The organism is Streptomyces sp. DH24, from assembly GCF_029813775.1.
GTDB lineage: Bacteria > Actinomycetota > Actinomycetes > Streptomycetales > Streptomycetaceae > Streptomyces.
The window spans coordinates 85,043-97,848 of the sequence record NZ_JARVKW010000012.1 but is presented as its reverse complement, the minus strand read 5'-3'; the positions used below and the strand labels follow the sequence as shown (position 1 = coordinate 97,848).

Here is a 12,806-nt window from a genome sequence, read left to right as displayed (position 1 = left end):
TACTGGGGCACACTCGGTCCATGAACAGCACTCCAGCGGGGGACGCCCGGACGCGCGCCGTCATCTACTGCCGCATCAGCCAGGACCGCACGGGCGCCGGCCTGGGCGTCGACCGGCAGCGCGAGGACTGCGAGGCCCTCGCCGAGCGCATGGGCTGGGACGTCGTCGAGGTGTACGTCGACAACGACGTGAGCGCGTTCTCCGGGAAGCTGCGCAAGGACTACCGGCGGATGCTCGCTGACCTCGACGAGGGCAGAGCGACCGTGGTCATCGTCTGGCACACGGACCGGCTCACCCGCTCCATCGTCGAACTGGAGGAGTACATCGAGCTGTCCGACCGCCGCGGCATCGCCACGCACACCGTGCAGGCCGGGACGATCGACCTCGCCACGCCGTCCGGCCGGATGACCGCCCGCATCCTCGGCGCCGTCGCCCGCCAGGAGTCCGAGCACAAGGGGCACCGCGTCGCCCGAGCACGCCAGCAGAAGGCCATGGCCGGCGAGTGGGCGGGCGGGATCCGCCCCTTCGGCTGGGGCGTGCCCACCGGCGAGATGCGCACGAAGGTCGACCGGAAGACCGGCGAAGAGGTCGAGGCGCCCGTGCTGGACATGACGAAGGCCGTGCCCGAGGAAGCCGAAGCGCTGCGGTTCTGGACGGACGAGATCCTGTCCGGCGGGTCGATCCGGTCGCTGGTGAAGTGGTGCGCGGACAAGGGCGTGCTCACCACGCGGGGGAACCCGGTCACCCACACCGACATGCGGGACATGCTGCTGCGCCCGAGGAACGCGGGGATCGCCGTGTACCGGGGCGAGGAGGTCGGCCGCGGGAAGTGGGAGCCGATCGTCGACGAGGCGAAGTACCGGGCCGTCGTGGCGATCCTGAAGGACCCGGCGCGCACGGTGAACCAGGGCGCCCAGCCGAAGTGGCTGGGCTCGCTGCTGTACCGGTGCGGCCGTGGCGAGTGCCCGCACTTCGTGTACGTCACCCAGTCCGGCGGCCGGCAGTACCCGAGCTACCGCTGCCAGACCGGGCACGGCGGCGGCCGGCGCGCCGACATCGTGGACCAGTTCGTTGAGGACACGATCGTCGAGCGGCTGGAGCGGCCGGACGCACACGAACTACTGGAGCCCGCGCCGGACGGCGTGGACGTGGCCGCGCTGCAGGCGGAAAGCGAGCAGATCCGGGCTCGAATGCGGGACCTGGGCGGCCTGTTCGGCGCCGGGCAGATCGAGCTGGGCGCGTTCACGGAGGGCATGGACACGGCGCGCGCCCAGCTGGAAGGTGTGACGCGGCAGCTGGCCCGCGCGGCGACGCGGGACCCGCTGGCCGGCCTGGTGGGGGCAGAGGACGTGCGGGCGGCATGGAAGGCGCTGGACCTGGAGCGGCAGCGTGCCGCGCTGCGGTCGCTGGTCGAGGTGACACTGAAGACGCCGCGACCTGGCCGGATGCCCGACGGCGGGTACTTCGATTACTCAGCTGTCGTCTTCGACTGGAAGCGGGGGTAGCGGCCCTGCTATGTGGAGTTGCAAGGCCGCTACGGCGTATCAGGAAGCTGTGGCTCGGCGCGCACGTCGTGCTGCGCGGTCGCACTCGCGGCAACGGCGGTTCTTCGTCTTCACGTGGTAGTACATGTTCTTTTCAGTGAAGGGGTGCCCCTTGCCGCACGTGTCCTTGCGCCGACGATTCTGGGTCTGTTCCTGCGCCGTGGCCCAGCGAGTGTTGTCCGGCTCGTAGTTGCCGTTGTTGTCGATGCGGTCGATGGAACATCCCTCGGGCCTCTCGCCCATGTCGGCGAGGAATGCCTCGAAGCTGTTCCGCCAGCGCTCGCAGACTGTGATGCCCCGGCCTCCCCAGTTGGCATAGCCGGTCGCGTTCGGGTCGGTGCATCGCTGGATCATGGCGACCCACACCCTGTAGGTCTTCGTCTTCGACATGCCGTGCGTCTGGTTCAGCCGGTTTCGGGCTGCGGTCGTTTCCCGCTGCAAGCAGCCACAGGACTTGGTCTTGCCCCACTTTCCCCTCGCGATCGTGTGCTCCGCTCCGCAGTCACACATGCAGTGCACCTTGCGGGGAACGACCTCGATGATGGTCAACCGCTCGTGGCGGTCTCCGGGCTGGGGGCCAAGTGGTGAGGCAGTAGGGTTGGCCATGTCGACTCCTAGTTGTCGGCCGCGCCTCGGGGGTGTTCCCGCACCCGCCGGGGCTTTCGTTTGTTCAGGTCAACGCAGTCGAACGTCTCACTGCAGAGTGTCATTCTCGTTCTTCGGTTTGATCACGGTGAGATTGGCTTGCTCCAGCGCTTGGGCGATGCTGCGTACAAGTTCGGGGTGAAGAGCGCGAAGCGATTCCGCCACCTGCTGCTCCACAATCTGGGCGAGTTCTCGCGCTTCCACCATTTCCACCTCCACCCCAGGCCGTGACGCTTCCTCCTGCGGTTCCGTGGCTTCCACGCCCAGGTCGGCCAGATCCGTGATCTCGCGGAGCGGAAAGCTGAACTCCGATCCCCTCCATGACAGCCCCAGCCATTGGAGCGCCAAGCGTCGGAGTCGGTCCGTGAAGTCGGCTGGCGCCTTGTGCATGCCCAGCATTTCGACCAGCGTCGCCGTAGGGATCAACGCCATGAGGTCGTCGGCGGTAGCCCCTGGACCGCCGTGGGGAAACTCCCTCATTCCCACGGACTTGTTCCGGTACTCGTCTTCTGGCGGCATGAAGAAATAGGAGATGGGCTCGTCGAAGATCTTGCACATCGCGACGATTTCGCTCGCGTCGAACCGGCGTGGGCGCCCGCCATGGAAGGCGCGTTCGGCGGCACTCACGCTGGCGTTTGACCAGGATCGACCGGTGTAGCGCTCAAGCAGTTCCGCTACGTCCTGCTGTGTCCACCCATGGGTCCGCCGGGCCCGCATCAGGTTGTAGGAAACGATCTGGTTGATCGACAGGACCGGATCTTCCGGCCGGCGCAGATGTTCCGGTAGATCATCCCGCTCCCAAGGCATGGGGTCGTCTTCGCTCATGCCCTCACCGTAGACCACGAGTCAACGCCACGCCAGATTCACTCAACGGGTCGTTGACTCCGTGACCCCGGTGGCCTACGGTCAACGCTATGCAGACTGATTCAACGTCCGCGTTGAAGTCTCGGTCGCTACGCGCTGCTCGCGAGGCGAAAGGGATGTCTCTGCGGGCTGCAGCAGCACGATCCGGGATCGACCCCGGGCACCTGTCGAAGGTCGAGCGAGGCGAGAAGCAGCTGTCGCTCGAAGCCTTGTACCGCCTGGCCGTGGTCGTCGACCTCGATGAACTAGCAGGCCACCTGAAGCCCCTCCTGCCGGAGGAAATCGGCGCCGGTCCCGCGTGCGAGGCGGGACCGTCTGCCGGAAACGACGAAGAGGCCGCGTGCGAGGCGGCCTCTCCAGTCGAGCAATCCGCACCTCACGCCAAGTAAGAAACGGAACGCGCTCATGAGCAAGCTTCCCACGACGGCAACGCCGCCGTCGACCCAGCCTGACCCGCGCGAGACCGTCATGGTCCTCGCTGCCGAGCACGGCCTGCAGATCGAGGAGTGGGACGGCAGCACCCTCGACGAAAGCCTCTACAGCCAGTTCGTGGCCATGTACGTCCAGACCGAGGACGACCGCTGCATCGTCGTCCCCACCGGTCAGGACCCGGCACAGCGGCTCGCCGCCGTGCGTGCCCTCCTCGCCCACCCGGGGGTGACGGGATGACCGCGCTGACCGCCGCGCAGCGCGGTACCGAGTGGCTGCTCCGCTGGGGCTGCCCGCCCGACTGCGCCACCGACCACGACGCCCCGGGCGCCCCCGAGTGGCACACAAGCCACCGGATCGAGACCGTCATGCGGGACATCGACTCCAGCCTCACGCCCGAGGAGCGCGCCCAGTGGCCGTGGCTGGCCGCGCAGGTCGTCGTCATCAACGACAAGCCGCAGGCCTACGGCCGGCAGACCCGCGTCTGGCTCGACTTCGGCACGTCCACCGGGGAGCTGAGCCCGACCGAGGCCCGCCAGGCGCTCGCCGAGCTGCGCGGCTTCACTGCCCGCCTCGAGGCCGTGGTCGACGCCGCCGAGCGGACCGCGGCCGACGACGTCGAGGGCGACCCCGAGATAGCCCGGCTCGACCGCGAAGCCGACGACCGCCGCATCCGCGCCATCACCAAGGCCTGCGGATGAGCGCCGCGAGCAACGTGCCGGCGTCCCGCACCGGCTCCCCCGAGCGGGGGGAACGCGATACGAAATCTGTGGTGTCCTTGTCGGAGGGCGCGGGGCCTGAGCAATCCAAGGAGGATTGCATGGCCCTTGAGCGCCGCGCGGCCCGGCCTGTCCGCTTCGACGACCCGGCCCGGAATGCCGCCTACTGGGCTCGCATCGACGCCATCGTCGATGCGGCCCCGCCGCTGACCATCGAGCAGAAGGCCACGCTCCGCGGCATCTTCGCGCCCGTCGTCGCCGCCCTCGCTAGAGGGGAGGCGGCGTGAAGGAGTCGACACGACCCGAGTGCGGCCACTGGATCGGCGCCGAGCGGCGCCACTGCCGCAAGGCCGACGGCGTCCGCCGCTTCCTGCCCGGCCTGCGCTGCCCCGAGCACACCCCGCGCGCCCTCCAAGGCCAGCCCGAGATCCCGCCCGGCCCCGGCTGGCCGATCCACCGCAAGGAGGCATCGTGACCGAACGTCACCCGGGCCAGTGGCCCATCGACAACCCCTCCAGGCTGCCCGAGGACGACGGCCAGAGGTACGTGCAGCGGCAGCAGGAACGCGCCCTGCACGAGATGGTCCTCGCCTCCATCCGGCACGACCTGGAGCAGCAGCCCAGCCCGCTCACCGTGATCACTGCTGCACGGGACTGGTGCATGCGCATCACCTCCGTCGCCGAGGACGTCGCGCAGGCCAAGCGCAGGGCCGCCTGAGCCGCCGGCGGGCGCCGCAACTCCCCCCGCGGCGCCCGCCGGCACCCCGCGAACCTTCGATCCAGCTCGTAGAAGAGAGCACGTTCGTGACCGACGCAATCGCCTTCAACAGGCTCGCGGACATCCTCCGCGACCGGGGCGAGCCCACGCGCTACCAGGGCGGCAAGCTCCGCACGCGCGGCATCTGCCACGGCGGTGACGCCCCCGACACCGTCGCCATCGCCCACACCAACGAGGGCGTCGCCGTGTACTGCCACAAGTGCCAGGGCAACGACGACTTCCTCGCCGAGATCGGCTGGACTATGGCCGACCTGTTCGACAAGCCCTTTGAGCGACCCCGTGATCGGCCGACCGAGGACACCTGGATCCCCTGCCAGCGGCACGGCCACAAGCGGGTTGCCCAGTACGTCTACCGCGACGAGAACGGCGCCGTCGTCCACGGTGTCACCCGATGCGACCACAAGGACTTCGCCCAGTGGCGCCCCGACCCGGCCACGAAGTCCGGCCGCCGCTGGTCCCTGAACGACGAGCGCGGGAACCGAATCGTCGCCGTGGTCCCGTACCGACTGCCCGAGCTGCTGGCCGCGAAGGAAGCGGACCGGGTCATCTGGGTCGCCGAGGGCGAGAAGGATGTACACGCCCTCGTCGACCACGGTTTGCCCGCCACCTGCAACGCGGGCGGCTCCGGGAAGTGGACCGCCGAGCACGCCCAGTACCTGGAGGGCGCCGACGTCACGATCGTCGCCGACCGTGACGAGAAGGGCCGCGAGCACGCCCTCGCCGTCGTCGAGTCCCTGCACGGCCTGGCGCACTCCGTGTACGTCGTCCAGGCCAAGACCGGCAAGGACGCCGCTGACCACTTCGCCGCTGGCCACAAGGATCACGAGTTCATCCAGGTGTGGGCGCCCGTCCCGTACCCCAACGACCTGGCGGCGGCCCAGTGACGGCGGGACCGAACTGGGCGCCCAACGTCGAGGCACCATCGTGGGATCGCGGCGTGCACCCGGAGGACGTAGAGGGCTGGGATGAGCCGATCCCGCTGGAGCCTCCGCCCGCGCCGCCGCTGGACGCGTCCAAGCTCCGCGGCGTCGGGATGATGGCTCAGGCCGTCGCGGACAGCCTCCAGGTGCCCGTCGACTTGCCCGCGTGGCTGGGCATGGCCGTCGCTTCCACGGCGATCGGCGGCCGCCGCACAGTCAGCCCGAAACCCGACTGGGTCGAGCCCGTCACCCTGTACACGATGCCCGTGGCCGCGCCCGGCGAGATGAAGTCGCCAGCGCTCGGCCTCATGGCCAAGCCGGTGTACGACGAGCAGAAGCGGCGCCGTGAAGAGGACAAGGTCGCTGTCGCCCGGGACCAGCAGGACAGGCGCATCGCCGAGTCGATCGTGTCTGACGCGGAGAGCAAGGTCATCAAGGCCAAGGACGCGGACGGACGCAAGAAGGCGCGCGTCGACCTCGACCTGGCCCGCGATGAACTCGAGGCCCTCGGCGAACCGAAGGTGTACACGCAGCTCATCGCCGACGACACCACCCCAGAAGCGGCCACCGACGTCATCGCCGAGCAGGGCGAGCGCTTGGCCGTGCTCTCCACCGAAAGCTCGTTCCTCGGCAACGTCGGCGGCCGGTACGCCAAGAACGCCAACCCCGAGATCGTCCTCAAGGCGTGGAGCCACGAACCCCACGCCGTCAACCGCAAGAGCGGCCGCACGCTGCTGCTGGAGCGCCCCAACCTGTCGCTCGGCCTGGCAGTACAGCCGGGCTTCCTGACCGGCATGGGAGAGACCGGCGACGTCTTCGAGGCCCGCGGTCTCATGGCGCGTTTCATCTTCTCCATGCCCGTCAGCCGGGTCGGCGACCGCGTTTACGACACCGACCCCATTCCGGGCCAGGTGCGGCAGACGTGGCACGCCGCCATCACCGCGATGATGACGGCGATCTGGGACGACACCGAGTACCGGCAGATGGACCTCGACGCGCACGCTCGCGCATCATTCCGGGCGTTCTGGGAGGCCCTCGAACCCCGGCACAAGGCGCACGGCGATCTCGCCGCCATCGAAGGCTGGGCGAAGAAGCTGCCCGGGCAGGTCCTGCGCTTGGCCGCGGTGCTGACGCTCCTTGAGGACCCGTCGGCCCTGACCGTTCCCGGGGACGTGATGGACGACGTGGTGTCCCTCGTGCCGTACCTGATCGCGCACGCCCGGCTCGTATCCGACTTGATGTCTGCCGAGCGGCAGTCGAAGCTCGGGCCGGCCCGAGCCGTCCTGGACTGGCTTCGCCGGAAGATGGCGGACGAGCAGATCGTGGGGCGGTTCTCCGCGAGCGACGTCGAGAAGGGCGTGCGCGGACAGAGCTGGTGCACGGAGATGGCAGACGTTCACGACGCCCTGGACGTTCTGGTGCGGTCCGGGTGGCTCCGGCAGATCGACCCTCCGGAGCGCAAGGAAGGACAGCGTGGGCGCCCTCAGAAGCCTCGCTACGTGGTCCATCCGGACATCTCAGGCATCGATCGGAGCCGACTTATTTCCATTAATTCCATGCCCCGGGGTGCCGCGTGACGGGCCCTGGATTAGTTCCAGGGCCCCCGTAAAGCTCATTTTTCAACTAATTACTACCATCAGTAGCCAAAAAGTAACTCGGAGTGCATCGCAAGCATTATCGCCCTCACCCCTTACCGGTACGGCCGCATGGAATTAATGGAGGAAAGTCCGGCGGCCGGGACCCGACAGGAGAGTCCCACGTGAACGTCGATGACGTCGTCGCGGCAAAGATCGCCGCCGCCCGGCGCCGCGCCGAGGAGGCCAAGCGTCGGCGCGCAGCTCTCAACGCCGCCCGGCAGCGCGGCCTCGCCCACCGGCACGCCCAACGCCTCCGCAACCAAGCTTCCGCCCGCATGACGGACGGAACCGTGACCCGAGACGGTCACGGACGACACCACCAAGGAGAACCAGTGATCCCCGCCAACCGCCCCGCCTACGTGGCCCGCTACCGCCACCACAACAAGGCCACCGACACCACCAACCACTCCACCAAGCCCGTCGTCGCCTGGGACGACGACAAGGTCGCCCTCGTCGTCGACGAGAAGACCGGCCGCCTCGTCGACGCCAGCAGCTACAGCAACTTCGCTGGCCTGATGGAAGACCGGGCGCCCCGAATCGTCGCCACCATGCCCGGGGGCGGCTGGATGGCCGAGTACCGCGACGACGACGGCACTACCTTCAGCTTTACCGTCGTCGCCTGGAACGTGAAGGACGACGGCGACATGGAACCGGCCTGCGTTGACCGGGACGGGTTCGTCAGTAACCCCACGCAGGACGAGGGCTTCGTGCGGCTGTTCCACCCCAGCGAGGAACCGCCCGCGCCCGCGCAGTCCGCCTGATCCGCATGGCCACGGCCGGGCCCGCGGATATCGGGCCCGGCCTCCCACCCAGCACACCACGAAGGAGCCCGCAATGGCAGGCGAGACCACCGTCACCGTCGTCGGCAACCTGGTCGACGACCCCGAACTCCGCTTCACCCCGGCCGGCGCCGCAGTCGCCAAGTTCCGCATCGCGTCCACCCCGCGCACCTTCAACAAGACGACTAGCCAGTGGGAGGACGGCGAGGCCCTTTTCCTGACCTGCTCGGTGTGGCGGCAGGCCGCCGAGCATGTCGCCGAGTCCCTGCAGCGCGGGATGCGCGTCATCGTCCAGGGCCGCCTCAAGCAGCGCAGCTACGAGGACCGTGAAGGCATCAAGCGCACGGTCTTTGAGCTGGACGCCGACGAGGTCGGCCCGTCGCTGACCTTCGCCACCGCCAAGGTCACCAAGGCAACCGGTGGTGGCAACCGTGGGGGTACGCCCACGGTTGACGGCTGGGCCGGCGCCCGGCCCGCGAACGGCCAGCAGCAAGGCGGCGGCTGGGGCACCACTCCGCCCGCCCAGCAGCAGCCCGCCGCGCAGGGCGCCGGGTACAGCGACGAGCCGCCCTTCTAGGAGCAGACGATGATCACGTGTGAGCTGTGCGGTGAGGTGACCGCGAGCCGGTACTTGTGCGGCCGGCACACGGTCCAACTGGCCAGGCGGCTGGGTGAACTGCCCGTCCTGTACGCGGAGGTCGCCGAGTGCCTGGTGCCGCGCGGCCACGGCTGGGGCGAGATCGTGTCCACCCGGGGCGCGGCCGGGCCTCGCTCGCCGCTCAACGAAGACGTCCTCGACACGGTGAACTCGGTTCGGGCGGCCGAGGTGGTGCGGTTGTGGCGGGTGGACGTGCAGCGGGAGCGGTGGCCGCAGCACTCGCCGCCGCCCCCGCCGGCGGATCTGGCCGCGGACTGCCGGTGGCTGGCCATGGAGCTGGAGTGGATTGTTGACCACTATCCGGCGGCCGGGGAGCTGTTCCGTGAGGCGGGGGACCTGGAGTCGGCGGCCCGCACGATCGTCGGGGACCCGGCGCCGCGTCCGCAGCGTCTGGGGACGTGCGTGGCGATCACCGCTGAGGGCGTCGTCTGCGGCGCAGTCGTGTCCCGCCTGCCCGGGCAGACCCGGGTGACGTGCCGCTGGTGCTCGTACACCTATGAGACGGCGCGAGATTGGCTCGCACTGCGGCACCTTCAGTCCGACGAGGTCGCGTGACTATCACGGCCCCCCGTGATAGTCTCCGCCCTGTGACCGAAGAACCCTGGCGGGTTCGGTTCAGGCGTGAGGACGAGCTGGTGGAACAGCTCCAGTCGCAACTGGCCGAAGCGCTCAAGCGGCGCGGTAAGGCGCTCGCCGACGGCAAGGCCGAACTCGGCAGCTCCTACAAGGTCGCCAAGGAGCTCGGCCGCAGCTACACCGTCGTCAACGACGCGATCAAGAAGTACTCGACAACCGAATAGAAGCGGGGCCGGACGGCAGCTCCCGGGTGGTGGAACACCCGAGGCGCGCGCGCCGCCCGACCCCTACGCACCGGAGCGCTGACACGCCCCGCCCCGGCACTTCCCACCACGAGATTGGGCTCGTAATGGACAGGAAGAACCCTAGCGCGCCGTCGTGCGCGCAGGTCAGGCACACCCGCAGGCTCATCGCCGCGGGCATCATCCGCCGCAGCCCTGGCCGCACCCTCACCGTGCGCGTCACCGCGGCCGGCGCCACCGGGATCATCGCCAAGGCGGTGATCCGATGAGCACCCTCATCACCGCGCTCAGCGCCGCCGCGCCCCTCGCCTCCGGATGGGCCTGGCACACCCACACCCTGCGCCGCCGCCTCCACGCCGCACGCCGCGACCCCTTGTCCGGGCTCCCCACCCGCGCCGCGTTCGAGCAGCAGGCACAGCGCGCCCTCGCCCGCCGCTCGCACGCCGTACTCCTGATCGACCTGGACGGCTTCAAGGCCCTGAACGACACCTTCGGGCACGCGGCCGGGGATACGGCGATCCGTGCCACCGCCGCCAGCCTGACCGACGTCCTCGACGGCCACCCCGGCGCCCTCGCCGCCCGGCTCGGCGGCGACGAGTTCACCGCCGTCGTCCCCTGGTCGGACCCCGGGACACTGCCGTGGCTGCTGGCCGGGCTGCACGGCGCGGTCACCGCCCCGTTCCGGCACGAAGGCCGCGCCCTCACCGTCGGCGCCTCGATCGGCGCATACATCGCCACGCCCCTGCCCGCGCCCGCCCTGCCTGCAGCGCTCCGCCGGGCCGACGAGGCCATGTACGACGCCAAACGCGGCGGTGGAGGCTGGCGCATCGCCGACGGCCCCGCCCCCGCCCACGCCACCAGCTGTGGCCGCCGCTCCGGCCGCCCCGGCACCACGGCAGGTGAGACCCGGTGAGCACCGAGCCCCGCACGGCCCAGGTCAGCGTCTTCGTCACCAAGTCGCTGGAGATCGACGAGCCCGACTGGTGCGCCGGCCACGGCGACGACCGCGCCCAGTACAAGGTCGACATCACCCACTACGGGCCCGAGCACACCATCACCGCGCCGAGCGGCGAGGAACTGTTCCGCGCGATGCTCTCCCAGTCCCCGTTCTCCAGCGTCGACCGCACCATCGGCCTGTACGTCGAGACCGGTGACTTCACCGGCACCCGCACCCCCGAGGAGGTCGAGCAGCTCGCGGACGCCCTGGTGCAGGCCGCCGAGCAGCTCCGTGCGCTGGGCCAGGAACTCGCAGCGGTCCTCGGGGGTGAGAACCGGTGAGCACCCCCAATCTGTCCGAGCCGGTGCGTGACCTGCTCACCGCCGTGCTGGAGGCGATTGACCTCCAGCACCCGGCCACGACCGGCGGCGCCGCCGCACACGACCGGCTGCTCGCCACCCGCGCCGTGCACGCCCGGATCACCCTGCGCAACGTCCTCGACGCCGGACCCGACATGGGCCCGGCCTGGTACGCGCGGTACCTCCGCGAGCGCCTCGCCGAGCACCCCGTCACCGGGTACGTCACCGTCGACCAGGCCAACGCCGCACTCGCCGAGGGCAAGACCTGGTCCGAGGCCGTCACCCCCGGGGAGGGCCAGTGAGCACCCGGGAACTCACTCGCGGCCAGGCCATCGTCCTCGGTGCGGCCGCCATCGCAATGGTCGCCGTCGGCGTCTTCGGAGGCTGGGGCACGTACAGCAACGCAGTCGCCGAGTTCCACCGGCAGGCCACCGCCGCCGGCGTCGTCGCCGCCGGAGAGGGTCTCACCCTCATCCTGGCGATGGTGATGCTGGGCCGGACGATGCTCGGAATGGCCTCCCCGGCCGTCGTCCGCGCCGGCATGTGGCTCGCCCCGCTGTCCGCCAGCTGCATCGGCGTCACGATCGCCGGCGACGTCCGCGAGGCCGCGGTGTACGCGGTCACCCCGCTGGCCATGTCCGGCGCCGCCGAGGGCCTGTCGTTCATCGCCCGCAGCATCGTCGTCTACCGCACCGGCGTGGACGCCGAGGTGATGCGCCGCAACGCCGACGCCGCCCGCCAGCTCGCCTTCCACCGCGCCGTCGCCGACGGCCACCCCGGAGCCTGGAAGCGGCGGATCGCCGTCCGCCGGTACTGGAGCCTGGCCAAGCACGTGGGCGTCGGCGACACCGAACTCGGCACCGGCCTGGTCGACGTCCAGCGCGTCCGCGTCCGGGACGGAGCTGATGCGGCCCTCGCATCCATGTACGGCGCCCCCGCCCCGGCCGCCGCCGTGGAGCCGCCCGCGCGGCCCCGGGCGTCCTCGGCCACCGAGGTCCTGCGCGAGCGGTTCGCCGAGATGGACCCCGCTGATGCGATCCGCCTCGCACACGATGCGCGACCTGATGCGCCCCCCGCCGAGCTCGCCGCGCTGCTCGGCACCTACGGCCTGCCCGTCGACCCCGTCGCCGTCGCCCTGGTCCTCGGACAACGCCCTGCGGAGTACGAGGTGCATCGACCTGATGCGGCTGATGCGCCGCAGGTCAAAGCGCTGGAGCCCGTCACTGTCGAGGCCGCTGTCGTCGAGTCCGCATCCGTCCTCGGCCCGGACGCATCCGCCCGCGAGATCGCCGAGCACGTCGCCCGGCACCGGCGTCTGGTCGTCACCGAGCCCTATGTCCGTACCGCCCTGTCCCGGGCCGCGAAGAAGGCCGACCCGGCACCGCCGGCCAAGCCGATGGAAGGCGGATACGCATGAGCGACCTGGAGAAGGCCGCCCGCGAGGCGGTCGAGGCCGCGGACAACACCCGCCAGGTCGAGATGATCGCCGCCGTGCTCGCCGCGCAGCAGATCCTCGCCGCCCAGCAGCAGCCCGCGACCGTGCCGGCCCGTGCCGAGTTCAACGCCACCAAGTGGCTCGTCATCGGCGGCGTCACCGTCTCCATCGGCCTGGTCGGCGCCCTCTTCGCCGTCGCCATCGCCATCGGCGGCGTCTGCGCCACCGCCTGCCTCCTCGTCCTGCGCAGCATGTGGCGCGACGCCCAGCAGAAGGGCCGCTGAC

Annotated in this window: 21 protein-coding genes; 19 read left to right on the top strand and 2 right to left on the bottom strand. The window is 70.2% G+C overall.

Going from position 1 to position 12,806, the window contains the following annotated elements; translation table 11 throughout:
- The first annotated feature begins 20 nt into the window (after positions 1 to 20).
- The gene (locus QC282_RS12615) at positions 21 to 1,505 is read left to right on the top strand and encodes a recombinase family protein (protein WP_279549389.1); all 1,485 of its coding nucleotides are present in this window, start codon (positions 21 to 23) and stop codon (positions 1,503 to 1,505) included.
- A gap of 39 nt (positions 1,506 to 1,544) precedes the next feature.
- Here the strand turns inward: QC282_RS12615 and QC282_RS12610 are convergent, their stop codons facing one another.
- Entirely contained in the window at positions 1,545 to 2,150 is a 606-nt protein-coding gene (locus tag QC282_RS12610) for a hypothetical protein (RefSeq protein WP_279549388.1), read from the bottom strand.
- Positions 2,151 to 2,237: 87 nt separating this feature from the next.
- On the bottom strand, positions 2,238 to 3,014 hold the full coding sequence (locus tag QC282_RS12605; protein ID WP_279549387.1) for a helix-turn-helix transcriptional regulator: 777 nt from the start codon (positions 3,012 to 3,014) through the stop codon (positions 2,238 to 2,240).
- Positions 3,015 to 3,103: 89 nt separating this feature from the next.
- Between QC282_RS12605 and QC282_RS12600 the strand changes: the two genes are divergently transcribed.
- From QC282_RS12600 to QC282_RS12515, 18 genes are all read left to right on the top strand, one after another.
- The gene (locus QC282_RS12600) at positions 3,104 to 3,442 is read left to right on the top strand and encodes a helix-turn-helix transcriptional regulator (protein ID WP_279549386.1); all 339 of its coding nucleotides are present in this window, start codon (positions 3,104 to 3,106) and stop codon (positions 3,440 to 3,442) included.
- A 16-nt stretch (positions 3,443 to 3,458) separates the two neighbouring features.
- Positions 3,459 to 3,722: a hypothetical protein gene (locus QC282_RS12595; RefSeq protein ID WP_279549385.1), complete on the top strand. Its 264-nt coding sequence runs from the start codon at positions 3,459 to 3,461 to the stop codon at positions 3,720 to 3,722.
- Entirely contained in the window at positions 3,719 to 4,183 is a 465-nt protein-coding gene (locus QC282_RS12590) for a hypothetical protein (protein ID WP_279549384.1), read from the top strand. The genes QC282_RS12595 and QC282_RS12590 overlap by 4 nt, the downstream gene beginning before the upstream one ends.
- Before the next feature lie 119 nt (positions 4,184 to 4,302).
- Positions 4,303 to 4,488, top strand: a complete 186-nt coding sequence (locus QC282_RS12585; protein ID WP_279549383.1) for a hypothetical protein — start codon at positions 4,303 to 4,305, stop codon at positions 4,486 to 4,488.
- Positions 4,485 to 4,676 (top strand): hypothetical protein, encoded by a 192-nt coding sequence (locus QC282_RS12580; protein ID WP_279549382.1) that lies wholly within the window; start codon positions 4,485 to 4,487, stop codon positions 4,674 to 4,676. The genes QC282_RS12585 and QC282_RS12580 overlap by 4 nt, the downstream gene beginning before the upstream one ends.
- Complete coding sequence (locus QC282_RS12575; RefSeq protein ID WP_279549381.1) at positions 4,673 to 4,918, top strand: hypothetical protein; 246 nt, start codon at positions 4,673 to 4,675, stop codon at positions 4,916 to 4,918. Before QC282_RS12580 ends, QC282_RS12575 begins: the two co-directional genes overlap by 4 nt.
- Before the next feature lie 86 nt (positions 4,919 to 5,004).
- The gene (locus QC282_RS12570; protein WP_279549380.1) at positions 5,005 to 5,862 is read left to right on the top strand and encodes a toprim domain-containing protein; all 858 of its coding nucleotides are present in this window, start codon (positions 5,005 to 5,007) and stop codon (positions 5,860 to 5,862) included.
- A 53-nt stretch (positions 5,863 to 5,915) separates the two neighbouring features.
- Positions 5,916 to 7,475, top strand: coding sequence for a YfjI family protein (locus tag QC282_RS12565; RefSeq protein ID WP_279549379.1), 1,560 nt, complete (start codon positions 5,916 to 5,918; stop codon positions 7,473 to 7,475).
- Positions 7,476 to 7,657: 182 nt separating this feature from the next.
- On the top strand, positions 7,658 to 8,296 hold the full coding sequence (locus tag QC282_RS12560; RefSeq protein WP_279549378.1) for a hypothetical protein: 639 nt from the start codon (positions 7,658 to 7,660) through the stop codon (positions 8,294 to 8,296).
- 73 nt (positions 8,297 to 8,369) lie between these two features.
- A complete protein-coding gene (locus QC282_RS12555; protein WP_279549377.1) occupies positions 8,370 to 8,891 on the top strand; it encodes a single-stranded DNA-binding protein in 522 nt (173 codons plus the stop codon).
- Between the two features lie 9 nt (positions 8,892 to 8,900).
- Positions 8,901 to 9,527 carry a hypothetical protein gene (locus QC282_RS12550; protein WP_279549376.1) on the top strand — a complete coding sequence of 209 codons (627 nt, stop codon included), beginning with the start codon at positions 8,901 to 8,903 and terminating at the stop codon, positions 9,525 to 9,527.
- 32 nt (positions 9,528 to 9,559) lie between these two features.
- Positions 9,560 to 9,772: a hypothetical protein gene (locus QC282_RS12545; protein WP_279549375.1), complete on the top strand. Its 213-nt coding sequence runs from the start codon at positions 9,560 to 9,562 to the stop codon at positions 9,770 to 9,772.
- Between the two features lie 125 nt (positions 9,773 to 9,897).
- Positions 9,898 to 10,059 (top strand): hypothetical protein, encoded by a 162-nt coding sequence (locus tag QC282_RS12540; RefSeq protein ID WP_279549374.1) that lies wholly within the window; start codon positions 9,898 to 9,900, stop codon positions 10,057 to 10,059.
- Positions 10,056 to 10,703 carry a GGDEF domain-containing protein gene (locus tag QC282_RS12535; protein WP_279549373.1) on the top strand — a complete coding sequence of 216 codons (648 nt, stop codon included), beginning with the start codon at positions 10,056 to 10,058 and terminating at the stop codon, positions 10,701 to 10,703. Before QC282_RS12540 ends, QC282_RS12535 begins: the two co-directional genes overlap by 4 nt.
- A complete protein-coding gene (locus QC282_RS12530) occupies positions 10,700 to 11,068 on the top strand; it encodes a hypothetical protein (RefSeq protein ID WP_279549372.1) in 369 nt (122 codons plus the stop codon). Before QC282_RS12535 ends, QC282_RS12530 begins: the two co-directional genes overlap by 4 nt.
- Positions 11,065 to 11,388 carry a hypothetical protein gene (locus QC282_RS12525; RefSeq protein ID WP_279549371.1) on the top strand — a complete coding sequence of 108 codons (324 nt, stop codon included), beginning with the start codon at positions 11,065 to 11,067 and terminating at the stop codon, positions 11,386 to 11,388. The genes QC282_RS12530 and QC282_RS12525 overlap by 4 nt, the downstream gene beginning before the upstream one ends.
- A complete protein-coding gene (locus QC282_RS12520; RefSeq protein WP_279549370.1) occupies positions 11,385 to 12,503 on the top strand; it encodes a conjugal transfer protein in 1,119 nt (372 codons plus the stop codon). The genes QC282_RS12525 and QC282_RS12520 overlap by 4 nt, the downstream gene beginning before the upstream one ends.
- Positions 12,500 to 12,805 (top strand): hypothetical protein, encoded by a 306-nt coding sequence (locus tag QC282_RS12515; protein WP_279549369.1) that lies wholly within the window; start codon positions 12,500 to 12,502, stop codon positions 12,803 to 12,805. Before QC282_RS12520 ends, QC282_RS12515 begins: the two co-directional genes overlap by 4 nt.
- Position 12,806 lies beyond the last annotated feature (1 nt).